Origin of the sequence: Gordonia sp. KTR9 (assembly GCF_000143885.2) — a bacterium.
Classification (GTDB): domain Bacteria; phylum Actinomycetota; class Actinomycetes; order Mycobacteriales; family Mycobacteriaceae; genus Gordonia.
The window spans coordinates 2,635,331-2,662,291 of the sequence record NC_018581.1 but is presented as its reverse complement, the minus strand read 5'-3'; the positions used below and the strand labels follow the sequence as shown (position 1 = coordinate 2,662,291).

The window sequence follows — 26,961 nt, the reverse complement described above, 5'->3', positions numbered from 1 at the left end:
CCACCACTGCTCCCTGAGGTGCGAGCGAAGCGAGCCACGAAGGGTCGTGGTGAGACGAGTCGCCGGACCCTTCGTGGCTCGTCGCTAGCGCTCCTCGCACCTCAGGGAGCAAAGGAACCGGACAGCGCTCCTCACACCTCAGGGAGCAAAGGAACCGGCTGCCGCTCAACGCACCTCAGGGAGCAGATGAAACCGGCTGCCACTCAACGCACCTCAGGGAGCAAAGGAACCGGCTGCCGCTCAACGCACCTCAGGGAGCAGATGAAACCGGCTGCCGCTCAACGCACGTCGGGGCGAGTACCGTAACGGCCGCTCAGCGCTCGTCGAACGCGTCCACGATCCGCTGGGCGGCGAGCGCCGGGGTCAGCGACCCGTCGCGCAACTGCTGCTCGACCTCGCCGCGGATGCCTCGGACGGCGGGCGAGTCACCGAGCCGGGACAGCACGATGTCGTTGACCATCGCCCACGTCCAGTCGATCTGCTGCTGATTGCGTCGTGCGGTGAACTCCCCTGCCTCGGTGAGTGTCTCGTTGTGACGCACGACGGTCTTCCAGAACTCGTCCACCCCGGAGTTCTCGATCGCGCTCATGGTGAGCACCGGTGGCATCCACAGCGCATCGTGCGGGTAGATGAGCTTCAGCGCGTTCTTGAGCTCGCGAGCCGCGCCCTTCGCCTCGTTGAGGTGTTTGCCGTCGGCCTTGTTCACGACGACCACGTCGGCGAGTTCGAGCACACCCTTCTTGATGCCCTGCAACGAGTCTCCGGTCCGGGCGAGGGTGAGGAACGTGAACGTGTCGACCATGTTGGCGACCGTCACCTCGGACTGGCCCACGCCCACGGTCTCCACCAGCACCACGTCGAACCCCGCGGCCTCGACCAGCACGATGCTCTCCCGGGTGGCCTTGGCCACGCCGCCGAGTGTGCCCGACGTCGGCGACGGCCGGATGTAGGCGTTCTCCGCCGTCGACAACCGGCCCATCCGGGTCTTGTCGCCGAGGATCGAACCCCGCGTGCGCGTCGAACTCGGGTCGACGGCGAGCACCGCCACCTTGTGACCGAGCTCCAGCAGATGCATGCCGAGCGCCTCGATCGTCGTCGACTTGCCCACGCCGGGGACACCGGTGATGCCGACGCGGAACGACTTTCCCGCGTGCGGCGTCAGCTTCAGCAACAGCTCCTGGGCGGCCGCCCGATGGTCGGCGCGCTTGGACTCCACGAGCGTGATCGCGCGCGCCAGATCGGCGCGGCGATCGGCCAGTACGGCATCGGCCAGCGCGTCGACGTCGATCTGACGTCGAGGTTGGACCGCCATCAGTTCGCGGTCGCCCCGGGCAGCTCCAGGCCGAGGGTGTCGGCGAGCTTGCCGATGAGCTCCACGGCCGAGTCGGCGATGACCGATCCGGGCGGGAAGATCGCGGCGGCGCCGGCCTCGTACAGTTCGGCGAAGTCACCGGGCGGGATCACGCCGCCGACGACCACCATGATGTCCTCGCGGCCGACCTCCTTCAGCGCCTCCCGCAGGGCGGGAACCAGCGTCAGGTGTCCGGCGGCCAGCGACGACACACCCACCACGTGCACGTCGTTGTCGGCGGCCTGTGCGGCCACCTCCTCGGGCGTGGCGAACAGCGGGCCCACGTCGACGTCGAAGCCGAGGTCGGCGAACGCGGTCGCGATCACCTTCTGGCCGCGGTCGTGCCCGTCCTGACCCATCTTCGCGACCAGGACACGCGGCTGACGGCCCTCCGCCTCGGCGAACTGGCGCACGGCCTCGATCGCCGCGTCGATGTTGCTCACCTCGCCCGCCTCATGTCGATACACACCACTGATCGTCTTGATCTCCGCCTGATGCCGACCGTAGACCTTCTCGAGCGCCTCGGAGATCTCGCCGACCGTCGCCTGATGGCGCGCGGCCTCGATGGCCAATGCCATCAGGTTGTTCTCCAGGCCGCCTTCCGACGACGCGGCGGCGCGCGTGAGATCGGCCAGGGCCGCCTCGACCGCCCCCGAATCGCGCACCGCGCGCAGTCGGTCCAGCTTCTCGAGCTGCTCGGCGCGCACCTTGGAGTTCTCGACCTTGAGGACCTCGATCTCCTCGTCGTCGGCGACCTGGTACTTGTTCACGCCGACCAGCGGCTGCTGGCCCGAGTCGATACGTGCCTGGGTGCGTGCCGCGGCTTCTTCGATTCGTAGCTTCGGCAGGCCCTCGTTGATCGCCTGCGTCATGCCGCCGGCCTCTTCGACCTCGCGGATGTGCTTGCGCGCCTTCTGCGCGAGCTGATGGGTCAGCCACTCGACGTAGTTCGAACCGGCCCACGGATCGATCGGCCGCGTGGTGCCCGACTCCTGCTGCAGGAGCAGCTGGGTGTTGCGCGCGATGCGCGCGGAGAAGTCCGTCGGCAGTGCGATCGCCTCGTCGAGGGCGTTGGTGTGCAGCGACTGGGTGTGCCCCTGGGTCGCTGCCATCGCCTCCACGCACGTGCGGGCCACGTTGTTGAACACGTCCTGGGCGGTCAGCGACCATCCCGAGGTCTGCGAATGTGTCCGCAGCGAGAGCGATTTCGCGTTCTTCGGCTCGAAGTCGGCGACCAGCTCACTCCACAGGAGGCGTGCCGCCCGCAGCTTGGCGACCTCCATGAAGAAGTTCATGCCGATGCCCCAGAAGAACGACAGTCGCGGGGCGAACTTGTCGATGTCCAGACCGGCCTCGAGCCCGGCCCGGATGTACTCGACGCCGTCGGCGAGGGTGTAGGCGAGTTCCAGATCGGCCGTCGCCCCGGCCTCCTGGATGTGGTAGCCCGAGATCGAGATCGAGTTGAACTTCGGCATCTTCTGGCTGGTGTACTCGAAGATGTTCGAGATGATCCGCATCGACGGCTTCGGCGGATAGATGTAGGTGTTGCGGACCATGAACTCTTTGAGGATGTCGTTCTGGATGGTCCCGGCCAGCTTCTCGGGCGGCACACCCTGTTCCTCGGCGGCCACGACGTAGAGCGCGAGGATCGGCAGCACGGCGCCGTTCATCGTCATCGACACCGACACGCTGCCGAGGTCGATGCCGTCGAAGAGCTGGCGCATGTCGAGGATCGAGTCGATGGCCACACCGGCCATGCCGACGTCACCGGCGACGCGCGGGTGATCGGAGTCGTAGCCGCGATGCGTGGCGAGGTCGAACGCGACCGACAGTCCCTTCTGCCCGGCCGCGAGGTTGCGTCGGTAGAAGGCGTTGGATTCGGCGGCGGTCGAGAAGCCGGCGTACTGGCGGATGGTCCACGGCTGATTGACGTACATCGTCGGGTACGGGCCCCGGATGAACGGCGCGGCACCGGGAACCGAGTCGAGCGGGTACGGATGCTCGGCGTCGTCGAGGACGGCGTCGCGTTCGGCGCGCGTGTACACCGGCGTGACGTCGATCTGCTCGGGGGTGTTCCAGGTGACCTGGTCCACCGAGTAGCCGTGTGCGGAGGCCAGTTCCTCGGTGACGGCGGCCGCGGACCCGGAAGGTCCTCCGGCAGCGGCCGGGGCGGCGGGCTGCTCCGATGACAGCCCGATTCCGGCGAAACTCGGAATCGACTGTGTCAGATCGGGTTCGGTCTGGGTCATGCCGTTGCTCCCGCCGTCTTCAGGGATGTCGAGACCAGCTCGTCGAGGAGGTCGCCGAGGGTGCTCACCGCGTCGATGCCCACCCGCAGTGAACCGTCGGGCCGATCGTCGCTTTCGGGCCACTCCCGGTCCGGTCCGGCGAGCAGGACCTTCGACAGCCCGGCCGCCCGAGCGGCCGCGAGTGCCGCGGGCCCCTCCTCGGCGTACCGCGCCTTGGTGCCGCAGAGCACCGCGATCGGGGTGTTCGCCCCGGCCACCGCGTCGCCGACCTTGTCCGCGGTCAGCGGACCGGGGTTGACGACGGTGATGCCGCCGGCCCCCAGCAAGTTCGCGACGAAGGTGGTGCGCCCGTTGTGTTCGGCGACGCTGCCCAGCGGGATCAGCAGGATCGACGGCCGCGCGCCGTGCTCGGCGAGCACGACGTCGGAACGATCCCGCAGCGCCTCGAAGGCGCGTCCGATCCGCGCGAGGCGTGGCGTCCCGGTGACGACGTCGGTGACCGCCGAGGCCGGCGCCCCGGTCGTCTCCGACAGTGCGCGTTCGTCGATGTTGGGGAATTCGTTGACGCCGGTGACCGAGATCCGACGGTGCGCGACCTCGGTGTCGCGGCGTGCCAGTGAAGCGTCGACCTTCTCGGCGATCCAGCCGGTGTCGAGCGCGGCGCGGTATCCGCCGGCGGCCTCGACCTCGGTGAACGCCGCCCAGGCGTTGGTCGCGAGGTCGTCGGTGAGGGACTCGACGAACCACGAACCGCCGGCCGGGTCGAGGACGCGTCCGATGTTGGACTCCTCGAGCAGCAACAGCTGGGTGTTGCGGGCGATACGACGCGAGAACGACGCACTCGAGGTGCGCTTGTCCGCCGGGATGGTCGCGTCGTAACCCAGGACGGTGAGCTGGTCGGCACCGCCGACACCGGCTCCGAACGCCGCGATGGTGCTGCGGAGCATGTTCACCCACGGGTCGCGCTGGGAGTACATCGACAGGTCGGTCACTCCGTGGGTCAGCGCGCCGCCGGCCTCGGGTGCACCGAGCACCTCGGCCACCCGGGCCCAGATCTTGCGCAGCGCACGGAATTTCGCGATCGTGGCGAACTGGTCGTCGTCGGCCGAGACGCCGAAGGTGATCTGACCCAGCGCCGCCTCTGCCGACAGGCCGGACGCGGTGAGGTCACGGAGATGGGCGACCGCAGCCGCCACCGTGAGGGCCAGTTCGAGGCCGTTGTCGGCACCCGCGGTGGCGAAGTCGCTTCCGTCGACGCGGAACGTGCGCACGCCGACGGGCAACCCGGAGGCCGCGAGCCCGGTCGCCTCGTCCGGATCGACGGTGGGTCGGCCGGAGAAGGCGGCCGTCAGCGGCGACAGCCCGAAGGAATGGACGGTGGCCGCGGTCGGAGCGGCGGCCACCGGGGCGGCCTGCGCCTGCTCCTTGAGGGACAGCAACTCGCGGGCCGCTGCGATCCCCTCGGTGCCCGCGTCGAGGGTCACCGGCACCAGATCGAGGTAGACGCCGCGCAGCGCGGTCGCGAGGTCGGCGACCCCGAGCCCGTCACCGGGCCTGCTCACCGAGAGCCAGAGGCCGCTCGTCCCGTTGGACATCGCCTCGAGGATGAGCTCGTTGAGATCCTCCGCAGCGGTCGCGTCGTCGCCGAACCTCTCGGTGACGCGCCAGCCGGTGGTGACGTCACGAGCGGGGTCGGCGCCGCGGACGAACGGGAAGCGGCCGGGCACACCGGGTTCGGCGAGCTCGTCGCGACGCGTGTACAGCGGCCGGATGGTCAACCCGTCGGCGGTGTCGGTCGAGAGCAGCGCCTCGGGCGTGTCGGGCAGCTCGTCGACGTCGACACGTCGCGACTTCGCCAGAACGGCCGCCGCGGCCGTGGACCAGGTCTGGTAGGCCTGATCGAGTTCTGGGTCCGTTGTGGGCTGGTCAGTTTGCTGTGGCATGTGGGGAAGCACACCTCCGTGAATGCACTGTGATGAGCGCGTAGACGACACTAGCCGATCGCTCGCTCGGCTCGGCGTCGAGGTCGGCGTGACATGGCGCACTCGCCGGAACCGGTCCACCGCTGTTGTCCAGAGTAGAGTGTCCGGGTGCCCGATCCCTCCACTGTCAGCGAAGACATCGCCGACGCGACCGGGGACGACGCCGGCGGTGTCGCGGACGCCCGGACGACCGGTGACGGCCGGGCCCAGTCGGCGGATCGCCGGGGATTCGATCGTCGGGTCATCCGCCGGGCACTGGTTGTCGCAGCACTTCTCGCGGCCGTCCTGGCCGGGTCCTACTTCGTCCCGCTGCCCTCGGTCGCGAGCGTGCGCGACTGGGGCGCCGATCTGGGGCCGGCCTTCGTGTGGTTGTTCTTCCTCGCCTATGCGGTTATCACCATCGCCCCGATCCCGCGTTCGACGTTCACCGTCATGTCCGGGATCTTCTTCGGGCCGCTCGTCGGGTTCGCGGGTGCGATGATCGCCTCCTCGATCGCGGCGGTGGCCGCCTTCGCCCTGGTCCGCAGCGTCGGGCGTGATCGCGTGCAGCCGTACCTGAAGAGCCCGGTGGTCCGCGCGGTCGAGTACCGGCTGGAGCGTCGCGGATGGTTGGCGGTCGGTTCGCTGCGGTTCATCGCGGTCTGCCCGTTCTCGGTGGCGAACTACTGTTCGGCACTGTCGTCGGTGCGCCCGGTGCCGTACACGGTGGCCAGCATCCTCGGCATGGCGCCGGGCACCGCCGCCGTGGTGATGCTGGGCGATTCGCTGACCGGCGACACGCATCCGCTTCAACTGGCGGTGACCGGAGGTCTCTTCGCGATCGGCATCGCGGGCCTGGTCCTGGACTCCCGCTTGCCCGTGGCGAACGCGCCAGCAACAACCCCTCGGACTTGATCGTCGCCGATCAAGTCACCGGCGTTGATCAATCCAGTTGTAGGGCTTGATTCTTGTAGATCAAGTACATAGCCTTGAACGATGTTCGTTCTCACCGTCGACCAGCGCGGAAGCCGCCGCGACATCGACCGTGTGGACACCGTCCTCGCCGCACTCGACGCAGTCGACACGGTGCGGGCCTTCGAACGCACCGCGGGCGACGAGATCCAGGGCATCCTCGCCGACCCGGTGGCCACCGCCCGACTGGCCGTCGAACTCACCGCCGACGGGCACTGGAGCGTCGGCATCGGCGCCGGGGCGGTCGACGAGCCGCTCCCCCCGTCCACCCGCGCCGGGCGCGGGCCCGCCTTCGTCCATGCCCGCGACGCCGTCGAGGCCGCCAAACGGCAGCGGGTCCCGCTCTGCGTCCGCGGCACCGACACCCGCTGGTGCCGTCATGCCCAGACCGCCGGGCGACTCATCGCCGACGTCATCACCGCTCGCAGTTCCGCCGGCCGCGAGGCGGTCGAACTGATGCGCCGCGGGCTCACCCAGGTCGAGGCCGCCGCCGAGCTCGACATCACCCCGCAGGCGATGAGCCAACGACTACGCGCCGCGGGATGGGACCTCGAGTCCGATTCCCTCGATCTCGTCGCCGACGCGCTCGCCGAAGCGGACCGACACACCCCGACCGGAGGATCGGAATGATCATCGCCGCGGTCGTCCTTCTCCTCGTGACCGCCCTGACGACGCCGATCTGGTCACTCGCGACGCGGAAGCGACGCCGCGAGGCGCCGGAGGCCGTCGTGCGCAGGCTCGACGTGATCGGGGCCGTCGTCCTCCTGATGCCGGCCGCGGTGGCCGCTGTCCTCGCCGCCGCGGCCGGGCCGGCCACCGGCTTCCTCGCATCGGCGGTCCCGGTCCTCGCCGCCCTCGCCGCGGTCACCGGCGGTGGACCCGTGGTCCGGACGGTTCTCGTCGCCGGTGGCGTCGGCGTGCGCCCGGACACCGGATCCGACGCTCCGGGGGCGCCGGACCACGAGCCCGGGAACGACGCCGACACGCCCGATTCGACGGAGAACCCTGGTCCCGGGCCGGCGGGAGCCGGCGAAGCCGGACCGCTCCGCGGCGGCCGGGTCATCGGATATCTCGAACGTCTCGCGGTCGTCACCACTCTCATGGCCGGGTGGCCCGAGGGCCTCGCGATCATCCTCGCCGTGAAGAGCCTCGCCCGCTACCCCGAACTCCGTGCGCCGCACGCCGCCGAGCAGTTCATCATGGGCACCTTCGCCTCGGTGATGTGGGCGGTCGGGATGGCGGGCGTCGAGCACCTCCTCACCCACTGACCTGGCACGACCACCTCAGCATCTGCGGCCCGGCGGCGGTCACGGCCACCAGAGCGGGCGTTGGTCACAGCCAGCGCTGACAGACAGACTTCACCTCGACAGCCAGACTTCGATCGAAGTCCATCGGTCGAGTTGAGGTCTGGCGGTCGCGGCGCGACCGCCGGGCGTCGGCCATCTGCTGCGACTCAGGCCGCCTCCGAGGATCGCGATCCACTGACTCCGGACCCACCGGTCGGCCGGTTCCTTCGGATCAGGAGGGTTCGGTCGGTGCGGGGTCGGGCTGCTCGGGCTGGGCCCAGGCGCCGTCGGCCAGTTCGGCCGGCTCGGACCCCACCGGCGGCACATGGCGGGAGGCCCGCGCCGCGCGAGCGGTGATCTCGGGGGCCACCGGGGTCCGGGCCACGGCCTCGGCCTCGGCGACGGCCTGGGCGACCTTCGGATCGGACGCGAGGGAGAACCAGTCCTCGGTCTCCGACTCGTCGACCTCGGAGGGCGGTGAGTCCGCCGGTTCGTACCGGAACACGCCATCGTCGCCCTGCACACCGAAGGACTTGGCGAAACCCTGCAGGGCCGAACCGAAGTCGGAGGGCACCACCCACACCTTGCTGCCCTCGCCCTTCGCCATCTCGGGCAACTGCTGCAGGTACTGGTAGGCCAGGAGTTCCGGGGTCGGTTTGGCGGCCTTGATCGCGGCGAAGGTCTTCTCGATCGCCTTCGCCTCACCCTGCGCGTTGAGGTACGATGCCGCGCGTTCACCCTGCGCGCGCAGGATGCGCGACTGCCGTTCGGCCTCGGCGGCCAGGATCGCGGCCTGCTTGGCACCCTCGGCGGCGAGGATCTGCGACTGCTTGTTTCCCTCGGCGGTCTTGATCGCCGACTCGCGCTGACCTTCGGCCGAGAGGATCGTCGCCCGCTTCTCGCGGTCGGCCTTCATCTGCTTCTCCATCGACTCCTGGATCGACGGCGGCGGCATGATCGATTTCAGCTCGACGCGTGCGACGCGGAGTCCCCAGCGGCCGGTCGCCTCGTCGAGCACGCCGCGCAGCTGACCGTTGATTGAATCGCGGGAGGTCAAGGTCTCCTCGAGCGTCATCCCGCCGACCACGTTGCGCAGTGTCGTGATGGTCAGCTGCTCGACGCCCGCGATGTAGTCGTCGATCTCGTACACGGCGGCCCGCGGGTTGGTGACCTGGAAGTAGACGACGGTGTCGATGGACAGGGTCAGGTTGTCCTCGGTGATGACCGGCTGCGGCGGGAACGACACCACCCGTTCACGGACGTCGACGCGGGCACGGATGCGGTCGATGAACGGCAACAGCAACGTGAGCTGTCCGGACACGGTTCGTGTGTAGCGGCCCAGCCGCTCGATGACCGCTGCCTCCGCCTGCGGGATGAGCGCCACCGACTTGACCAGGATCACCACCACGAGCAACACGAGCAAGACGAGGACGGTCAGGCCGAAGATCTCGTACTCCATGGTCACCTTCCTGCGTTGTCGTTCTCGGCGGTCCGCACTGCTGGTGCCGCAGCGCTGCACGTCTCAGGCGCGAAACACCACCGCGGTCGCGCCGTCGATCTGCACGACGGTCACGTGGGTTCCGGGTTCGAGCACCTGGGACGGGTCCATCGCGCGGGCCGACCACACGTCGCCGTCGATCTTGACGCGTCCGTCGGTGGCGTCGACCTGTTCGGTCACGACCGCCGGTCGTCCCTCGAGAGCCTCGGTGTTCATCAGCACCGCGGGTCGGTTGAGCATGTGGCGGCGGGCCACCGGACGGATCGCGACCAGCAGCAGCACCGAGACGAGCGCGAAGACGAGACCGTCCACCCAGAGCGGTGGCTCGAAGACGAAATCGACGCCTGCGGCGGCGAGTGCACCGCCGGCCAGCATGAGCAGGACGAGTTCGCCCCCGAACATCTCCGCGACCGTCAGGACGATCGCGGCCGCCAACCACAGCAGGGCGCTCACGCGTCCAGTCTGCCAGAGATGCCCGGACCGGCCTCGCCGCTCGGGACCCGGACGGGCCGCCGGCGGCGTCCGGCCGACGGCGTCAGCTGGGTTCTTCGGCCGCGGTCACGAAGTCGATGAGTTCCTCGACCGAGCGCAGGAGATCGACCTCGAGGTCGCGGAAACTGCTCACGCCGTTCAGCACTCGGCGCCAGCCGGCGCGGGGATCGCCCCAGCCGAGCTCGGTGCACACCCCCGTCTTCCAATCCGTGCCCCGCGGGATCCGCGGCCACGCCCGGATGTCGACGGAGGCAGGCTTCACGGCCTCCCAGACGTCGATGTAGGGATGCCCGCACACGAGGACGTGCTCACCCACCTCGGCGGTGAGGTGTGCCTCCTTGGAGCCGGCGACCAGATGGTCGACGAGTACCCCCGCCCGACGGTGGGGCGCCGGCTGGAATTCGTCGAGCGCCGCGTCGAGGTTGTCGAGGCCGTCGAGACTGACCACGACCACGCCCTCGGCGCGGAGGTCGTCGCCCCACACGCGTTCGAGAAGCGTGCCGTCGTGCACCCCCTCGACGAAGATCCGGCTCGCGCGGGCCGTACGCGCACGGGCACGGGGGGCGGCGCGCGAACCCGACGCCGTCGTGGCCGGCTTCTGTGGGCCCCTGGTGCGCGGCCGCACGAGCGTCACCGGCCGCCCGTCGATCAGGAACGCGCCCGGGTGCATCAGGAACACCCGCGTCTGACCCCGGCGATCCTCCAGACGCACGAGGTCGCCGGCGTAACTCTTCTCGAGTCCGACGACCGCACCGCAGAATCCGGTGGCGGCGTCCTCGACGACCAGGTCTCGCTCCGCCGCGACCTCCGCAGGACGCGGCTTCGCCCGGCGGGGCTGAGAGAGCACGTCGCGACCGTATCGGTCATCCATCGCACACCACCTTCTCGATCCGTCTTCTCGCCGCCGTGGTGGAACCCGTTTCGGTGGCGCACACACCCTAAGCCCCGGCGACTCCGACCACCGGGTTGCCACGCCCGGCCCGGCCGTCGGCCCCGGCGGTATCCTGGCATCTTGATGAATCGCAGCCTCTTCTCCTCGACCGTCGCGTGGCCGACGTGTGCACTCGGCGCATGGTCGGCTGCCTGGCTCACCGGTCGTTGCTCCCCCGACGACGTGATCGAAGCACTCGCGGAATCCGCCGACCGGCACGCGGTGCGGTGGCCGGACGGGCCCGGAACACCGGACGAACAGGTGTCGCCCGCAACGGGTTCGGCGAACGGCGTGCTCGATCTCCTCGCGCTTCTCCGACCGGCGCGGCGCCTCGTGGTCCGCCTGCCGTCCACGGGCGACCCGCAGGGTCTGCCGCCTCATCCCGCGACGTCGGCCGCCCTCGGCGCGGGCGAGGTGCTGCTCGTCGACGACGCGTCGAGCACCGGCACCCTCGCACTCGTGCCCGCATTCACCGCGCGGGCGTCCGCCGCGGAGGCCACCGACCCGCCGTTCGTCTCGTGCACATGGTCGGCCTACCGCTACGACGCCGCACTCGACCTCGGGCACCTCGTGTCCGCCGGCCCCAGCGCCGGTGACCTGGAATACGAACTGCGCCAAGCTGTTCGGGATGCGACCTCGATCATCGGCGGGCTCGGCGGACGCCGGGCGGCCGACGCGACCGATCTCCGGACTCAACTCGCCGCGCTCACCTCACGGCACCGGGTCGCCCTGCCCCCGCACATCCTCGACGCGCGTTCGACCCGTCTGATCGACACGGCCGCGCAGGTGGAGGCCATCGTCGACCTCGCGGGCGCACGCAGTGTCGAGATCGGCGACACTGCCGGACAATGGGATTCCGGCGACGCGACCCTTCGCGGACTGCAGGTGCTGACCCGGACGGCGCGTGCCGCCGCGGTCAACCAGACGATCCTCGAACTGCTGCGTCACTGAGTCCCCGACCTGTCGCACCCATGGCCGCGGCGGGCGTTCGGAGACGACGCCGCACGGGTTGCCTGCGTCTCTACCGACCGCGGCCGGCAGGACTCGCCGACGACCTCGGACGAGCCGCGGGCACACAACAGTTCTCCCGGCACGTGCGGCCGTTGTCGGCGCACCCCATCGCGGAGAGATCACCGAGCCCCCCGGCGTAGGCCTCCACGAACTCGCCGATCATCGAGATGAAACGCGGGTCGGCACCCACGGTGTCGGCGCGCGCATAGTCCATGCCCAGGCGTTCGGCGACCTCGGCGGCCTCGTTGTCGAGGTCCCAGATCACCTCGAGATGATCGGAGATGAACCCGACCGGGTACACCACCACTCGCCGGACTCCCTCGGCGGCAAGGTTCTCCAGATGATCGCAGATGTCCGGCTCCAGCCACGGGATCTGCGGCGGACCCGACCGCGACTGCCAGACCTGGTCGAAGTCGGTGACGCCGAGCTCGTCGGCGACCGCCTGCGACGCGGCCATCACCTGACGCGAGTACAAGCGCCCACCGTCCGCTGCGGGACCCGACGCGGCGTCGGCCGAGGTCGGTACCGAGTGGGCGGTGAACACCAACCGCGGCGTCTCGTCACCGGGCCCGAGGGTGTCCAGCGCGCGGCGCACCGCATCCGCCCCCGCCGCGACGAACGCGGGGTGCGACCAGTACTGGGGAAGCTTGCGCAGCACCACCGTGCCGTCGGGTCCGGCGCTCGCCGGCACACGTTCGGCCAGGGCCTTGCGCGCGCGGTCGATGTCCTCGTGGTACTGCCGGCATCCCGAGTAACCGCCCCACGCCGACGTCGGGAACACGAGGATCCGGCGGTGTCCGGCCCGGTACATCTCTTCCAGCGTGTCCTCGACCATCGGGTGCCAGTTGCGATTACCGAAATACACCGGGAGGTCCACAGCGCGTCGGTCGAGCTCACGCCGGAGCGCGTCGATCATCTCCAGGTTCAGGCGGTTGATCGGCGAGACACCCCCGAAGTGGAGGTAGTGCTCGGCCACCGACTCGAGCCGCTCGCGCGGGATTCCCCGACCGCGGGTGACGTTCTCCAGGAACGGCATCACGTCCTCGGGTCCGTCCGGCCCGCCGAACGACAGGAACAGGACGGCGTCGAAAGGAGCCGAATCGGTCGGAGTGGGGTCGGCGGGTGCCGAACTCCCCGGTGCTGACGAGGTCATGAGCCGGTGGTCATGCCCTCCGGGAACCAGGTGTTGTGGCTGGCCCCGCCGTCGACGTAGACGATGGAACCGGTGGTTCCGGGCAGCCAGTCGCTCAGCAGCGCACAGACCGACTTGGCGACGACAGTCGGGTCGTCGACATCCCAGCCGATCGGCGACGCGCCGTCCCAGTACTCGTTGAGCATGTTGAGCTGCTTGGCGTCGTCGGTGGCGGTGCCGGCGATGGCCTTCGCGGCCAGGGTCTTGATCGGTCCGGCGGCCACGAGGTTCGACCGGACGTTCTTGGCGTTGCCCACTTCCCGCGCCACGTACCGGTTGACCGACTCCAGAGCCGCCTTCGCCACGCCCATCCAGTTGTAGTACGGCATCGCGGTGCGGGGATCGAAGTCCATGCCGACGATCGAGCCCCCCTCGTTCATGGCGGGGAGCACGGCGCGCGCGAGCGAGGCGTAGCTCCACGCCGAGATCTCGAAGGCCTTCGCGGCGTCGGGGCCGGGCCCCTCCAGGAACGGCTTGGCCTCGGGACCCATCAGCGTCCGGGGCGCGAAGGCGATCGAATGCATGACGCCGTCGATGCCCTGCGGCGCCAGCTCGGTGATCTTCCCGGCGAGCGCGTCGAGGTCGTCCTCGTTGGTGACGTCGAGCCCGATCGCGGGCGGCACCTCCTTCGGCAACCGCTTGGCGATCCGGTCGATCAGCCGCAGCCGCTCGGGGATGCCGGTGATGATGACGGTCGCGCCCTGCTCCTGCGCCATGGCGGCGGCGTGGAAGGCGATCGACGCATCGGTGATGATGCCCGTGATGAGGACGGTCTTCCCGTCCAGGATTCCGCTCACGTAGATGTGCTCCTGAGATCGACGTTGATTGACGTGTCGTGCAGCCGCGCGGTGCGGATCGGTCAGTGCCCCATGCCCATGCCGCCGTCGACGGGCAGGACCGCACCCGAGATGTAACCGCCCTCGTCCGAGGCGAGGAAGCTGATGGCGGCGGCGACGTCTTCGGGCTTGCCGGTACGGCCGAGCGGGATCGCCTGTTTGGCCATCTCGACGTAGCGGTCCTCCATCGACGCGGTCATGTCCGTCTCGATGAATCCGGGCGCGACGACGTTGGCGGTGATGTTGCGCGAGCCGATCTCCCGCGCGATGGAACGCGCCATACCGATCAGGCCCGCCTTCGAGGCCGCGTAGTTCACCTGGCCGGGGATACCGGACATCGCGACCACCGAGCCGAGGAAGATCATCCGCCCCCACTTTGCGCGCTGCATCCCCTTGGTGGCGCGCTTGGCGCAGCGGAACGCCCCGGTGAGGTTCGCGTCGAGAACCTTCTCGAAGGATTCCTCGGACAGTCGCATGAGGAGCATGTTCTCGGTGATCCCCGCGTTGGCCACGAGGATCTCGACGGGACCCTGGTGCTCCTCGACCTCGGCGAAGGCGCGGTCGACCGACTCCGAGTCGGTCACATCGCACTTGACGCCGAACAGGCCGTCCGGGGCTCCGGAACCGCGATGGGTCACCGCGACCCGGTGGCCGTCGGCGGCCAGGCGCTGTGCCACGGCCAGGCCGATTCCGCGGTTGCCGCCGGTGACCAAGACCGAGCGGGAGGGATTCTGCGCTTCGTTGCTAGCTGCCGTCATGGGTGTTCAACCTATCCGTTCTCGTTGCGGGGGTGGCATCGCGGTGGCCCGCTCGGGCCGGGACGACCCCGGCGCCGTGTTAGTGTGGGCCGCTCGCTTCCATCCCGGCGCCGGCAACCCGACTCAGGGCAGCCGGCGGTTGATGGCCAGCGCTGCGAACGCCGACACCAGCGCGAACAACGTACCCGCGATCAGCCACGGCTTCGAATTGTCCCCTCGACGGGTCTCGTAACCGATCTCGTCCTGGAGCTGCTCGTAGACCTTGTTCAGTTCGTCGAGGCTGGCCGCGGTGAAGAAGTCGCCGCCGGACAGGTTGGCGATCTTGCGCAGCGAGTCGTCGTCGACGGGGACCGGCACCCGGTCACCCTCGAGTTCGACGGTGCCCGTCCGGGTGCCGAAGGAGATGGTGGAGACCGGGATCTTCTCCTCCTTGGCCTTGCGGGCCGCGGTGAAGCCACCGCGCGGGTCGTCGGGATCGTCCGGGACGGTCTCCTTGCCGTCGGACAGCAACACGACGCGGGCGGGCGGCGCCCCTTCGGTGCCGCCGAGGACCGCGTTCAGCGTGCTGATCTGCTGGAGCGCGGCGAAGATGCCCTCACCGGTCGCCGTCTTGTCGTCGAGCCGCAGCTTGTCCACGGCGACCTTGGTCGCGTTGTGGTCCGGTGTCGGCGACACCAGGCTCGCCGCGGTCCCGGCGAACGAGATCAGTCCGAGGTTGATCCCCTCGGTCAGCTCGTCGGCGAACTTCTTGGCCGCCTCCTGTGCCGCGTGGATCCGCGAGGGCGACACGTCCGTGGCATTCATCGACCGCGACACGTCCATGACCAGGACCACGGTCGCCTTGTTGCGCGGTACCTTCCGGTCCGCCTGTGGGCCGGAGAGCGCAACCGTCAGCAGGATCAGCGCGATGATCAGCAGCGCGATCGGCACGTGCCGCAGCCGGCCGCGGTCGGCCGGCGCGACCGACTTCAGCAGGTCGAGGTTGGCGAAGGTCAACGCGCGTTGCCGGCGGCGGCGCAACATGTACACGTAGGCGACGCCGAGCAGCACGACGACCAGGAGCAGCAGCAACCACCAGGGACTGGACAACATCGGCCTACCCCACCCCCGCCGCCAGCCCGCGGCGGCGTCGTGCGACGAACTTGACGGTGTCGGCGATCCATTCCCGGTCGGTGCGCAGCGTGAGGACCGAACCGCCACAGCTCCGCAACGTGCGGTGTACCCGTTGCTGGTGAGCCGCGGCCGCGGCCGCGAAATCGCGCCGGAGGTCCTCGGTGATCGTCACGTCGTGGATCTCGCCGGACTCGGCATCCGCCAGGGTGACCTCCCCGATCGCCGGGAGGTCGAGGTCACGGGGGTCGAGGACCTCGACCGCCAGCAGTTCGTGATGGGCGCCGATGGCGCGTAGCGACCGTTCCCAGTCGATGGGCCCGAGGAAGTCACTGATCACGACGGCGAGGCCGCGCCTGCGCTGGGGCCGGCGGAGCGCCTCGATACCCGCCTTGAGATCACCGCGCACGCCGGGTGAACTGCGCCGGGCGGTGGCGATGGCCTTCAGCAGGTTCTGGGCGTGCGCGCGTCCGGCGCGGGCCGGTACCCGCACGATGTCGTCGCCGGTCACCACCAGCGCTCCGTGCCGGTTGCCGCCGCCGGTCGTGAGGTGGACCAGAGCCGCGGCCGCGGCCACCGCGAGGTCGCGTTTGGTGCAGTCGACGGTGCCGAAGTCGAGGCTGGCCGAGGCGTCGACCACGAGCCACGTCTCGAGTTCGCGGTCGGCGATCATCTGTCGGACATGGGGCTGGGTGGTGCGGGCGGTGACCGACCACTCCATGCGCCGGACGTCATCGCCCGGCTGGTAGGCCCGCGCCTCCCCCGGTTCCGAACCCGGTCCGGGGATCAGCCCGAGGTGCTCTCCCTGCAGCACGCCGTCGAGCTTGCGTCGCACGGTGAGCTCGAGCATCTTCAGCGCCGCCGTCAGTTGCGCCTCGTCGAGCAGACCGGCGCCGAGCCGCGGGAGGTCCCGGTTAGCCGCCATACTGAGGCGAATTCCGGTTCGCCGGGGCCGAATTCGGGTCCAGCGGGCCGGCGGACTGCGAGACCTGTTGTCCTGCATAACCGTTCGGCCCGTGCCCGGCGTGGGGCGCCTGTGCCTGCCCGGCGGGGTACTGCCCCTGCGGCACGGGCTGCGCGCCGACCTGCGGCAGTCCGACGGTCTGCAGGACCCGGGCGATGACCTGATCGGCATCGATCTCGTCGGCCAGTGCGTCGTACGACAGCACCAGACGGTGCCGGAGCACGTCGGGCATGATCTCGACGACGTCCTGCGGGATCACGTAATCGCGCCCGCGGACCAGCGCCAGCGCCCGGGCGGCGGCCACGATGCCCAGCGTCGCGCGCGGGGACGCGCCGTAGGACAACCAGGACGCGACGTCGTTGAGGCCGAGCTCGGCCGGGCGGCGGGTGGCGTTGATGACACGGACGACGTAGTCGACGAGGGCGTGGTGGACGAAGACGTTCGCCGCGGTCCGCTGCAGTCGGAGCATCGCCTCGGGGTCCAGGACCTGGGACGCGGTCGGCGGGACGTTGCCCATCCGGTAGACGATCTCGCGCTCCTCCTCCACCGACGGATAGTCGACGAGGACCTTGAACAGGAAGCGGTCCCGCTGCGCCTCGGGCAGCGGGTAGACGCCCTCGTTCTCGATCGGGTTCTGCGTCGCCATCACCAGGAACGGGTCCGGCATCGCATACGTCTTGCCGCCGATCGACACATGACGCTCGGCCATCACCTCGAGCAGGGCGGACTGCACCTTCGCGGGTGCGCGGTTGATCTCGTCGGCGAGCAGGAAGTTCGCGACGACCGGGCCGAGTTCGGTGTCGAACTCCTCACGGCCCTGGCGGTAGATACGCGTACCGATCAGGTCGGTCGGCACCAGGTCGGGGGTGAACTGCACACGGGAGAACGATCCGCCGACGACGCGGGCGAACGTCTCGACCGCGAGTGTCTTGGCGACGCCGGGCACACCCTCGAGCAGGATGTGGCCACGCGCGAGGAGTCCGACGAGTATGCGCTCGACGAGCTGATCCTGGCCGACGATGACGCGCTTGACCTCGTAGATGGCCCGCTCGAGCAGGGCGACGTCGGCGTCGCTCAGCACCGAGTCCGCTCCTGCCGCCGCGGGATCCCCCGTGGCCGCCTTGCCGAGGGAGTGCGATTCGGTCAACCCGTGCTCCTGTTCCTCTGGACTGCTGTTCCGTCGAACCACGATGCGTCGGCCCGTGGGCGCGGCCGCGATCGCGCAGCGCGCAGGCGTCGACCCCGCGTGTCTGTGCCAGCCTAGCCGTGTGAACTGAAAAGGTGCCAAGAAGACTCGGCGGGTGTCGGTCGTTCACGAGCCCCGCCCGAATCGTCGGCTGTCAGAGCAGACGCACCACGTTCGGCATCGCGCCGTCGGTGCGCAACGGCGACACCTTCACGACGTCACCCGACTGCGGTGCCTCGACCATCTTGTTGTCACCGAGGTACAGCGCGACGTGTGCGCTCGCGTTCGGGCCGTAGAAGATCATGTCGCCGCGACGCATCTGCGACAGCGGGAACTGCGGACCCGAGGTGTACTGGTAGCCCGTGTAATGCGGCAACTCGATGCCCACGCCGGCGAACGCGTAGATCATCAGGCCCGAGCAGTCGAAACCGATCTTGTTGTAGTCGCCGTAGCTGTCGGCGACGCCGCCGTCCCGGATGCCCTGCGTCGGCCCGTTGGCGTCACCGCCGCCCCAGGCGTAGGGCACGTTGAGCTGCGAGAGCGCGCGGTTGACGGCGATCTCCACGGCCTGCGGGCCGCGAAGTCCGGGACGGACCATGCCGCCTCCGCCGCCACCGCCGGAGGAACTGCCGAACAGGGTGCCGAGGCTCCCGGAACCGAGTCGCGCACTGAGGGTGTCGCCCCCGCTGCTGCCGGTGAGGTCCGCACCCCCGATGCCGAGTTCGTTCAGCAACTCCGACTGGGGCAACTGTTGTTGACCGACGAGACCCGCGAGGATCGACTGACCGACGTCGAGGGCCAGGCGTGCGGCGGCCTCGGCCGCGACGGCGAGTGCCTGGTTGTCGGTGGCGGGGGTGGCCGGCAGCGCCTTCAGGGCTCCCTCGGCCGACGGACCCGTCGGGAACAGGTTGGTGAGCAGATCGCTCGCCGACGGCCCCTCGACCGTCTTCTTCGGGACGTATCCGCGAATGGTGTTGAGGCGCTTCTGCACCCGGTCGCGTTCACCGATCAGCGTGGCCTTGCGCTTCTGCTGGGTCGCGATGGCCGTCTTCGCCTCGGTGACCGCCGCCATCGCGTCGATCTTGCGCTGCTCGGCACTCTTGGCCGCGAACGATGCCTGCCGGCGGGTGGCCTCCACGGCGGCGAGGCGGTTGGCCTTCTGATTGCGTGCGACCTGCAGGCGCCGGATCATCTCCTGCTGCTTCTTGCCGACCTGGTCGATCAGCTTCATCCGGTCCAGCACGGCCTGCGGGTCTTCCGAGGACACGTAGTTCGACATCGAGCCCTGCTCGGGACCCTGCTGATAGGCCAGACGCGCGAAGCGGTCGAACTCCTTCTGCGCGTCGACGACGGCCTTGCTCGAGCGGTCGAGTTCGGTCCGGGCTCCGCGCGCGGCGACCGTGGCCAGGCGCCGCTGCGCGAGTGAGTTCTGGAAATCGGCGATCGACCGGTTCACGTTCTCCTGACGGGCCGCGAGCGCCTGGTCGAGGTCGGCGATGTCCTGGTTGACCGTCGCGATGCGGTTGATCAACCCGGAGATGGGCGACTCGGGCGTCTTCTTCGGTGCCGCGTCGGCATGACCCGCGCCGACCGCGCAGATGAGTACGACAGCCAGGGCCGCCGAGACGCGCGCCGGCCACGACGCACCAGTTCTTCCTCGCCTCACCTGGAACTCCTCGCGGTATGTGCGGGGATCTCGCGATCCCCGGCCCGGCGATCGTCCGGGTTGTCAGAACCGCGGCGATCACGCACTGCACTTACGTCACAAGGGACCCTGCAGGGGACACAGGCATCACACGTGACATCAGAACCGTACGTCACATCAACCACACGCGAAAACCGCGTTCGTGAATTACAAACGCGTGATTACCTGCGAAAATGCCGTGAACTGGCGAAAGATCGGACCGTCGTCAAGGTCTCGAATTGGCAACAGACCGCCCGACACGCCGGACAGCGTCCGCGCGCGGCCGGATGCAGGTGGCATGGGCTCGGATCGTGCGCCGCGCAGCGACGGTTCGGAGCAGGGCGCGAGGGGCCGGACTACTGACCGGAGGAGGAGGGTTCGCGATCTCGCGACGACAGTTCGTCCGAGGCGTCGACCGTCGCCTGCACGGGCCCCAGCGGGCCGGCGGCCTCGGTCTTGCGCGCGCGGACCCGGCGGACCCTGGCGAGCACGGCACCGGCCGCGACGACGAGGACCAGCAGGACGCCGACGATCGTCCAGTCCACGTTGGGACCGGTCATCGTGTCGATCATCTGCCGCGCCGCACCCGCCGGGTCGGTGAGGGTCAGTCCGTCGGTGGCCTGCTCCTGCACCACGCGACTGAAGTCGGGCGACGAGCTGCCGACCGAGTTCGGACCCAGCACGATGACGGTGCCACCGACCTGATCCTGCAACTGGTTGGCGATGTCGCGGTAGAGGGTGAACCGCGGCTGCACCTGATCGACGACCACGAAGCTCACGTCGTGGCCCTTGGACCCGGCGTACTCGACGACCTCGAGCATCCGGGGCAGTTGCTCGGGGGTCGCGCCGGCGACACCGTCGTCGGCGATGTCCCGGGACAGTTCGCCCATGTCGACTCCGACGAGTCCGGAGAGTTCGTTGTTCTCCGTGGGAGCTGCCAGCACCAGCGTCGTCGCCTGCGGACCCATCCGCCACCCCTGCCTCTCGAGATCACCGGGGTTGCGCGGACATTGACAGCCGGTTTCGCGTCGGCGTCGAGTGCCCACTCGCCGAACCCCGCCCTGCACCGTACGACACAATGGAGTCGTCTGGGTATTCCGGTGTCGGCACGTCCGCCCGGCGCGTCCCGGGCCCGAGCTTGGTAACAGTACGCTCGTACTGTTAGACTGGACGATGTTGTCGCGGGTGGCCCTCGCGGACATCCGATGGCGCCGGTGCAGCCCGCCGGTGCAGAACGTCAGACCGCGCGGACACCGACGGAACGGGAGCGACGCCCGCCCGGCCGGAACCGCCCGACCGCAAGTGGATCATCGAGTAATCGCCGGCGCAGCCCGTCGGCACATGAGGAGAGTGGATTTAGACGTGAGTATCAATTCCTTCGGCGCCCGCGGCACGCTGGACGTCGGTGACAACAGCTACGAGATCTACCGTCTGAACGCCGTCGAGGGCACCGGCAAGCTCCCCTACGCGCTCAAGGTCCTGGCCGAGAACCTGCTCCGCACCGAAGACGGTGCCAACATCACCAAGGAGCACATCGAGGCCATCGCGAACTGGGATCCGAACGCCGAGCCGAGCATCGAGATCCAGTTCACCCCGGCCCGCGTGATCATGCAGGACTTCACCGGTGTGCCCTGCATCGTCGACCTCACGACGATGCGCGATGCGGTGAAGGAACTCGGCGGCGATCCCGACAAGGTCAATCCCCTCGCACCCGCCGAGATGGTCATCGACCACTCCGTGATCATCGAGGCCTTCGGCAACGCCCAGGCGTTCGAGCGCAACGTCGAGATCGAGTACCAGCGCAACGAGGAGCGCTACAAGTTCCTCCGCTGGGGCCAGGGTGCCTTCGACGACTTCCGCGTCGTGCCGCCGGGCACCGGCATCGTCCACCAGGTCAACATCGAGCACCTCGCCCGCTCGGTCATGGTCCGTGACGGCGTCGCCTACCCGGACACCTGCATCGGCACCGACTCGCACACCACGATGGAGAACGGCCTCGGCGTCCTGGGCTGGGGCGTCGGCGGCATCGAGGCCGAGGCCGCGATGCTCGGCCAGCCGGTCTCGATGCTCATCCCGCGCGTCGTCGGCTTCAAACTCACCGGCTCGGCGAAGCCCGGCGTGACCGCCACCGACGTGGTCCTCACCATCACCGAGATGCTGCGCAAGCACGGTGTGGTCGGCAAGTTCGTCGAGTTCTACGGCAACGGCGTCGGCGAGGTCCCGCTCGCCAACCGCGCCACCATCGGCAACATGAGCCCCGAGTTCGGTTCCACCTGTGCGATGTTCCCCATCGACGAGGAGACCGTGAAGTACCTGCGGCTCACCGGCCGCAGCGAGGAGACGCTCGCGCTCGTCGAGGCCTACGCCAAGGAACAGGGCATGTGGCTGGAGAAGGACGCCGAAGAGGCGGTCTACTCCGAGTACCTCGAACTCGACCTCGCCGACGTCGTGCCCTCGATCGCCGGGCCGAAGCGCCCGCAGGACCGCATCGAGCTGTGGGACGCCAAGAACGCATTCCGCAAGGACATCCACAACTACGTGGAGAACGGCAACTCGGCCCCGCAGACCAAGCTCGACGAGGCCGTCGAAGAGACCTTCCCGGCTTCGGATCCCGCGACGCTGTCCTTCGCCGACGACGGCGCCGAGCCGCTGCATTCGGCGGCGAACAACGCCGAGGGCCGCCCGACCAAGCCGGTCCGGGTCGATTCCGAGGAACGCGGCTCGATGATCCTCGACCACGGGATCGTGACCATCGCGTCGATCACCAGCTGCACCAACACGTCCAACCCGTCGGTCATGCTCGGCGCGGCACTGCTCGCCAAGAAGGCCGTCGAGAAGGGCCTGACCTCCAAGCCGTGGGTCAAGACGTCGATGGCCCCCGGTTCGCAGGTCGTCACGGGTTACTACGACAAGTCCGGCCTGTGGCCGTACCTGGAGAAGCTCGGTTTCTACCTCGTCGGTTACGGCTGCACCACCTGCATCGGCAACTCGGGTCCGCTGCCGGAGGAGATCTCCAAGGCCATCAACGAGCACGATCTGACGGCCACCGCCGTGTTGTCGGGCAACCGGAACTTCGAGGGTCGCATCAACCCCGACGTGAAGATGAACTACCTCGCGTCCCCGCCGCTGGTCATCGCCTACGCGCTGGCCGGCACGATGGACTTCGACTTCGAGTCCGACGCCCTGGGTCAGGACAACGACGGCAACGACGTCTTCCTCAAGGACATCTGGCCCACGAACGAGGAGATCGAGGCGACCATCGCGTCGTCGATCTCGCCGGAGCAGTACGCCTCGGACTACGCCGACGTCTTCAAGGGTGACGAGCGCTGGCAGAACCTGCCGACGCCGTCGGGCAAGACCTTCGAGTGGGATGAGAAGTCCACCTACGTCCGCAAGCCTCCGTACTTCGAGGGCATGCAGCGTGAGCCGGCACCGGTCACCGACATCAAGGGCGCTCGCGTCCTGGCCAAGCTGGGCGACTCGGTGACCACCGACCACATCTCCCCCGCTTCGACGATCAAGCCCGGCACCCCCGCCGCGCAGTACCTCGACGCCAACGGTGTGGCCCGCAAGGACTACAACTCGCTCGGTGCCCGCCGCGGCAACCACGAGGTGATGATCCGCTCGACCTTCGGCAACATCCGCCTGCAGAACCAGCTGCTCGACGGTGTGACCGGCGGTTACACCCGCGACTTCACCCAGGAGGGTGCACCGCAGTCGTTCATCTACGACGCCGCGCAGAACTACGCCGAGCAGAACATCCCGCTCGTCGTGCTGGGCGGCAAGGAGTACGGCACCGGGTCGTCGCGCGACTGGGCCGCGAAGGGCACCAGCCTGCTCGGCGTCAAGGCCGTCATCACCGAGAGCTTCGAGCGCATCCACCGCTCGAACCTCATCGGCATGGGCGTGATCCCGCTGCAGTTCCCGGAGGGCGAGTCGCACAAGTCGCTGGGCCTCGACGGCACCGAGACCTTCGACATCGCCGGCATCGAGGAGCTGAACAACGGCACCACGCCGTCGACCGTGCACGTCACCGCCACCAAGGAGGACGGCTCGACGGTGGAGTTCGATGCGAAGGTCCGCATCGACACCCCCGGTGAAGCCGACTACTACCGCAACGGAGGCATCCTGCAGTACGTGCTGCGCAACATGATCAAGAGCTGACAGGAGGCACGCGACGTGCCCAAGGTCAGCGATGACCGGCTTGCCGCGCGTCGTCGGGAGATTCTCGACGGCGCGCGGCATTGCTTCGCGGAGTACGGATACGACGGCGCGACCGTCAAACGGATCGAAGAGTCCACCGGCTTGTCCCGGGGTGCGATCTTCCATCACTACCGGGATAAGGAAGCGCTGTTCCTCGCTCTCGCGCGTGAGGACGCCGAACGGATGGCCGATGTGGCGGCCGAGCAGGGTCTGGTGCAGGTCATGCGCGACATGCTCACCCGGCCGCAGGATTTCGACTGGCTCGGGACGCGCTTGGAGATCGCACGAAAACTGCGGACGGACAACAGCTTCCGGGCGGAGTGGGTATCCTATTCGGCCGAGGTCGAGCAGGCGACACTCAACCGGCTGGAACGCGGCCGCCAGGCGGGGCGCCTGCGCGACGACGTGCCGACGGACGTCCTGTTGAACTATCTCGACCTGGTGCTCGACGGCCTGATCACCCGGCTGGCGACCGGACAGCCCACCGACGACCTACACGCCGTGCTCGACCTCGTCGAAGAGTCCGTGCGCGCGTTCGACTGACGTCTCACCCGGCGGTCAGTATCGCCACGACCTCCCGGATCGACCGGCCCGCCGACAACCGGTAGGCCCGGACCGCGTCGTCACCCGTCAGCTGGACGACCGGAGTGCCTCTGGTCGTCCAGCGCCTCGTCCCGGCGGTCCCCGACGCCATGGGCCAGAGCTCCGGCGCCGGCCTCCGGGGGTCGTCGCCGACCGGGCCCAGTCCCCGTGCCTGCCGCGCCCGTTGTCCTGCGACGGCGACCAGCCAGCATTCGGCGACCGCAACGGGTCGAATCGACGACAAGACCCCGTTCGTACCGTCGAAGGTCATGGTCATGGTGTCGGCGCGCAGTACCCGCATCGATGACCCGAACAGTGTGAAGCGCGCCATGCGGTCGTTGTGCAGGTCGAACTCCGCGCCCAAACCGCGCAACGCCTCGGTGCAGTCGACGGACAGATACCGCGCCGGCGAGTCCCGCTCCCGGCGACGCTCTTCCTCCTCTCGTCGTCGATCACCGATCGGCCGATAGTCGCGTTCGAGCGATGTCCGATCCGCCGCAGCGCCGTCGGCCAGCCGCCGGTGCAGCCAGGCGGGATCGATCTGCATGAAGTACCGATAGTGGATTCGAGACGGCACGTCTGCTGCCAACACCGGACGGTCCTCGACGAGCATCTGGACGCCATGGTCGACCGACCAGACGGCAGCGACCCGGCCGTCGACGTCGGCGACCCACGCCCATCCGCGGGAACGGATCTCGGGTGCGGCCGATGCGAGCACGACACTCAGCGCCGTACCCGGCTTCACCGCGAGCGGCCGTGCGTGGCACGAGACGTCATCCCCCATCGCCACACTGTCGCGGTCCACCTCGATCTCCAACGACGTCGTCACGCCGCGGAGCCTATCGCCCGGCGTACTCGCCCTCTCGCGGATGTGCATCCTGTGCCGTCGGCGGGGACGAGCCGAGTGGTGATCCATCCCACAGGAAGCGCAAAGGGTTAAGGAGTTCCTAACCTTACTTAGCTCACGCTAAGGTTCCGTGGTGAACTACGACAATTCCGGTCCGGCAGTCTCTCGCCGGACCCTCATGCGCTCCGCGGCCGGCGTCGGGGCCCTCGCCGCGCTCGGCGCGACCACGACTCCGGCGCAGGCGGCGCCGGGGCAGACCGCGATTGTCATCGGCACCGGCTTCGGCGGCGCGGTGGCGGCCCGACGCCTCGGCGAGGCCGGATACAAGACAACGGTTTTCGAGCGCGGTCGCCGCTGGCCGATCCGCCCGGACGGCAACACCTTCGCCACGACGACCAATCCGGACAAACGCGCGGCGTGGTTCGGCAGCCCGGCCGGCGCAAGTGCGGCGAGCGGCATCCCGGTCGAGCCGTACCCCGGTGTTCTCGACCACGTGATGGGCAACGGCGTCGAGGCCGTGTACGGCGCGGGCGTGGGTGGCGGGTCACTCGTCTTCGGCTCGTTCACGCCCGTCCCCCGCCGCCAGGACTTCAACCACATCTTCCCGGCGGCCGCGGACTACGCGCAGCTCGCCCAGACCTATTACCCGCGCGCCAAGGCGGGGCTCGGCGTCTCGCCGCTGCCCGCGGACATCCTCGCCCATCCCAAGTACGTCGGCGCCCGCTCGTGGCTCAAGGTCATCGAGCGTTACGGGGCGTCACCGCACTTCTTCGACTTCGCCATCGACTGGGACATCGTCCGCGACGAACTCGCCGGCCGGGCCACCCCGTCGGTCTCCGCCGGCGAACTCAGCTACGGAGTCAACAGCGGCGCCAAGAAGTCACTCGACCGCAGCTACCTCCTCGCCGCCGAACGGACCGGCAACGTCTCCGTCAAGCCGATGCACGAGGTCTTCGACATCCGGCCCCGGTCGCGGCGCGCCGGATTCGTCGTCACCGCAAGGGTTCTCGACGAACAGGGGCGCACGGTACGCACCGTGACCAGCGAGGCCGATCATCTCTTCATGGCCGCGGGCTCCTTCCACACCACCCGGCTGCTCGTCGAGGCCCGCGCCCAGGGGCGCCTGCCACGGCTGTCGTCGCGCATCGGTGACGGCTTCGGCGTGAACGGCGACTTCCTCACCATCCGGGCGAACCCGCGCGAGGACTTCGGTGCCGTCCAGGGCGGACCGGGCTACGCCCGGATCTACGAGGACGATCTGCCCGGCGGGCCGGTCTCGATGGTCTATCAGGCCACCCCGCTGCCCGCCCCGCTCGGCAAGGCCGCGACCACCCACCTGGTGCAGGCACACACCGACGAGCGCGGCACGATCGACTACGACCACCGCACGCGGCGCGCACAGCTGAACTACCCCCACCCGGCCGACCGCAATGATCTCGACCGCCGCAGCAATGCATTCATCGCACGGTTCCACGAACGCACCGAGGGCCGCTTCGGCTTCCGCGCGAACGGCACTCACATATCATCGCGTGCGCTCGGATTCGGTTCCGCGAGCACGTATCACGGACTCGGCGGCGTGGTGATGGGCGCAGCGGCCGACATGGACGGCGGCGTACGCGGGTACGACAACCTGTGGGTCGTCGACGGCTCGTTCGTGCCGGGCGCCGTGGGTCTGGTGAATCCCGCGCTGACGATCACCGCCCTCGCGGAACGCACCATGGACAGGTTTCTCGCGACGCACTGAGGATCTGCGAAATCGGACACGGCGCTAGGGTAATGTGACTCGCACCACCCCGAACGATCGTTAGATACGGTCGTTCGGGGTGACCATCCCTTCGTCACGAGGAG

At 69.1% G+C, this 26,961-nt stretch carries 22 protein-coding genes; 7 read left to right on the top strand and 15 right to left on the bottom strand.

From position 1 onward, the window contains the following. Positions 1-313: 313 nt before the first annotated feature. Genes meaB through KTR9_RS12895 form a run of 3 tightly spaced genes read right to left on the bottom strand, consistent with a single transcriptional unit; the run spans position 314 to position 5,543 of the window. Complete coding sequence (gene meaB / locus KTR9_RS12905; protein ID WP_014926707.1) at positions 314-1,312, bottom strand: methylmalonyl Co-A mutase-associated GTPase MeaB; 999 nt, start codon at positions 1,310-1,312, stop codon at positions 314-316. Beyond that, positions 1,312-3,600 carry a methylmalonyl-CoA mutase gene (gene scpA, locus KTR9_RS12900; RefSeq protein ID WP_014926706.1) on the bottom strand — a complete coding sequence of 763 codons (2,289 nt, stop codon included), beginning with the start codon at positions 3,598-3,600 and terminating at the stop codon, positions 1,312-1,314. The genes meaB and scpA overlap by 1 nt, the downstream gene beginning before the upstream one ends. Next, positions 3,597-5,543: a methylmalonyl-CoA mutase family protein gene (locus KTR9_RS12895; protein WP_014926705.1), complete on the bottom strand. Its 1,947-nt coding sequence runs from the start codon at positions 5,541-5,543 to the stop codon at positions 3,597-3,599. Before KTR9_RS12895 ends, scpA begins: the two co-directional genes overlap by 4 nt. Before the next feature lie 147 nt (positions 5,544-5,690). Between KTR9_RS12895 and KTR9_RS12890 the strand changes: the two genes are divergently transcribed. The 3 genes from KTR9_RS12890 to KTR9_RS12880 all read left to right on the top strand — a co-directional run bounded on the left by KTR9_RS12890 (position 5,691) and on the right by KTR9_RS12880 (position 7,801). After that, complete coding sequence (locus KTR9_RS12890; RefSeq protein WP_014926704.1) at positions 5,691-6,476, top strand: TVP38/TMEM64 family protein; 786 nt, start codon at positions 5,691-5,693, stop codon at positions 6,474-6,476. A gap of 81 nt (positions 6,477-6,557) precedes the next feature. After that, positions 6,558-7,163, top strand: coding sequence for a hypothetical protein (locus tag KTR9_RS12885; protein ID WP_014926703.1), 606 nt, complete (start codon positions 6,558-6,560; stop codon positions 7,161-7,163). Continuing rightward, positions 7,160-7,801, top strand: a complete 642-nt coding sequence (locus KTR9_RS12880) for a hypothetical protein (RefSeq protein WP_014926702.1) — start codon at positions 7,160-7,162, stop codon at positions 7,799-7,801. Before KTR9_RS12885 ends, KTR9_RS12880 begins: the two co-directional genes overlap by 4 nt. A gap of 250 nt (positions 7,802-8,051) precedes the next feature. Here the strand turns inward: KTR9_RS12880 and KTR9_RS12875 are convergent, their stop codons facing one another. From KTR9_RS12875 to KTR9_RS12865, 3 genes are all read right to left on the bottom strand, one after another. Then, complete coding sequence (locus KTR9_RS12875; protein WP_044506627.1) at positions 8,052-9,278, bottom strand: SPFH domain-containing protein; 1,227 nt, start codon at positions 9,276-9,278, stop codon at positions 8,052-8,054. 63 nt (positions 9,279-9,341) lie between these two features. Next, positions 9,342-9,770, bottom strand: coding sequence for an NfeD family protein (locus KTR9_RS12870; protein WP_010841048.1), 429 nt, complete (start codon positions 9,768-9,770; stop codon positions 9,342-9,344). 82 nt (positions 9,771-9,852) lie between these two features. After that, positions 9,853-10,680 (bottom strand): DUF3097 domain-containing protein, encoded by an 828-nt coding sequence (locus tag KTR9_RS12865; protein ID WP_014926700.1) that lies wholly within the window; start codon positions 10,678-10,680, stop codon positions 9,853-9,855. 144 nt (positions 10,681-10,824) lie between these two features. Between KTR9_RS12865 and KTR9_RS12860 the strand changes: the two genes are divergently transcribed. After that, a complete protein-coding gene (locus KTR9_RS12860) occupies positions 10,825-11,691 on the top strand; it encodes a hypothetical protein (RefSeq protein WP_044506625.1) in 867 nt (288 codons plus the stop codon). A 70-nt stretch (positions 11,692-11,761) separates the two neighbouring features. On the opposite strand, the gene KTR9_RS12855 is transcribed toward KTR9_RS12860, so the two are convergent. The 8 genes from KTR9_RS12855 to KTR9_RS12820 all read right to left on the bottom strand — a co-directional run bounded on the left by KTR9_RS12855 (position 11,762) and on the right by KTR9_RS12820 (position 20,449). Continuing rightward, entirely contained in the window at positions 11,762-12,904 is a 1,143-nt protein-coding gene (locus KTR9_RS12855; RefSeq protein ID WP_014926698.1) for a ferrochelatase, read from the bottom strand. Continuing rightward, the gene (gene inhA, locus KTR9_RS12850; protein ID WP_014926697.1) at positions 12,901-13,740 is read right to left on the bottom strand and encodes an NADH-dependent enoyl-ACP reductase InhA; all 840 of its coding nucleotides are present in this window, start codon (positions 13,738-13,740) and stop codon (positions 12,901-12,903) included. Before inhA ends, KTR9_RS12855 begins: the two co-directional genes overlap by 4 nt. Positions 13,741-13,802: 62 nt before the next feature. After that, positions 13,803-14,537, bottom strand: a complete 735-nt coding sequence (gene fabG1, locus KTR9_RS12845; protein WP_014926696.1) for a 3-oxoacyl-ACP reductase FabG1 — start codon at positions 14,535-14,537, stop codon at positions 13,803-13,805. Between the two features lie 123 nt (positions 14,538-14,660). Next, positions 14,661-15,629 carry a VWA domain-containing protein gene (locus KTR9_RS12840; RefSeq protein WP_010841042.1) on the bottom strand — a complete coding sequence of 323 codons (969 nt, stop codon included), beginning with the start codon at positions 15,627-15,629 and terminating at the stop codon, positions 14,661-14,663. A 4-nt stretch (positions 15,630-15,633) separates the two neighbouring features. Then, entirely contained in the window at positions 15,634-16,572 is a 939-nt protein-coding gene (locus KTR9_RS12835; protein ID WP_014926695.1) for a DUF58 domain-containing protein, read from the bottom strand. After that, complete coding sequence (locus KTR9_RS12830) at positions 16,562-17,758, bottom strand: AAA family ATPase (RefSeq protein WP_014926694.1); 1,197 nt, start codon at positions 17,756-17,758, stop codon at positions 16,562-16,564. The genes KTR9_RS12835 and KTR9_RS12830 overlap by 11 nt, the downstream gene beginning before the upstream one ends. 193 nt (positions 17,759-17,951) lie before the next feature. After that, a complete protein-coding gene (locus KTR9_RS12825; protein WP_010841039.1) occupies positions 17,952-19,463 on the bottom strand; it encodes an NlpC/P60 family protein in 1,512 nt (503 codons plus the stop codon). 374 nt (positions 19,464-19,837) lie between these two features. Then, the gene (locus KTR9_RS12820) at positions 19,838-20,449 is read right to left on the bottom strand and encodes an Rv1476 family membrane protein (RefSeq protein WP_014926693.1); all 612 of its coding nucleotides are present in this window, start codon (positions 20,447-20,449) and stop codon (positions 19,838-19,840) included. 373 nt (positions 20,450-20,822) lie between these two features. Here KTR9_RS12820 and KTR9_RS12815 point away from each other — a divergent pair, with 373 nt between their 5' ends. Continuing rightward, on the top strand, positions 20,823-23,645 hold the full coding sequence (locus KTR9_RS12815; RefSeq protein ID WP_148281189.1) for an aconitate hydratase: 2,823 nt from the start codon (positions 20,823-20,825) through the stop codon (positions 23,643-23,645). 15 nt (positions 23,646-23,660) lie between these two features. Next, on the top strand, positions 23,661-24,227 hold the full coding sequence (locus KTR9_RS12810) for a TetR/AcrR family transcriptional regulator (protein ID WP_014926691.1): 567 nt from the start codon (positions 23,661-23,663) through the stop codon (positions 24,225-24,227). Positions 24,228-24,231: 4 nt separating this feature from the next. Here KTR9_RS12810 and KTR9_RS12805 read toward each other — a convergent pair whose 3' ends face one another. Next, positions 24,232-25,095: a hypothetical protein gene (locus KTR9_RS12805; protein ID WP_044506622.1), complete on the bottom strand. Its 864-nt coding sequence runs from the start codon at positions 25,093-25,095 to the stop codon at positions 24,232-24,234. A gap of 148 nt (positions 25,096-25,243) precedes the next feature. On the opposite strand from KTR9_RS12805, the gene KTR9_RS12800 reads away from it, so the two are divergent. Further along, positions 25,244-26,857: a GMC oxidoreductase gene (locus tag KTR9_RS12800; RefSeq protein WP_014926690.1), complete on the top strand. Its 1,614-nt coding sequence runs from the start codon at positions 25,244-25,246 to the stop codon at positions 26,855-26,857. Positions 26,858-26,961: the final 104 nt, after the last annotated feature.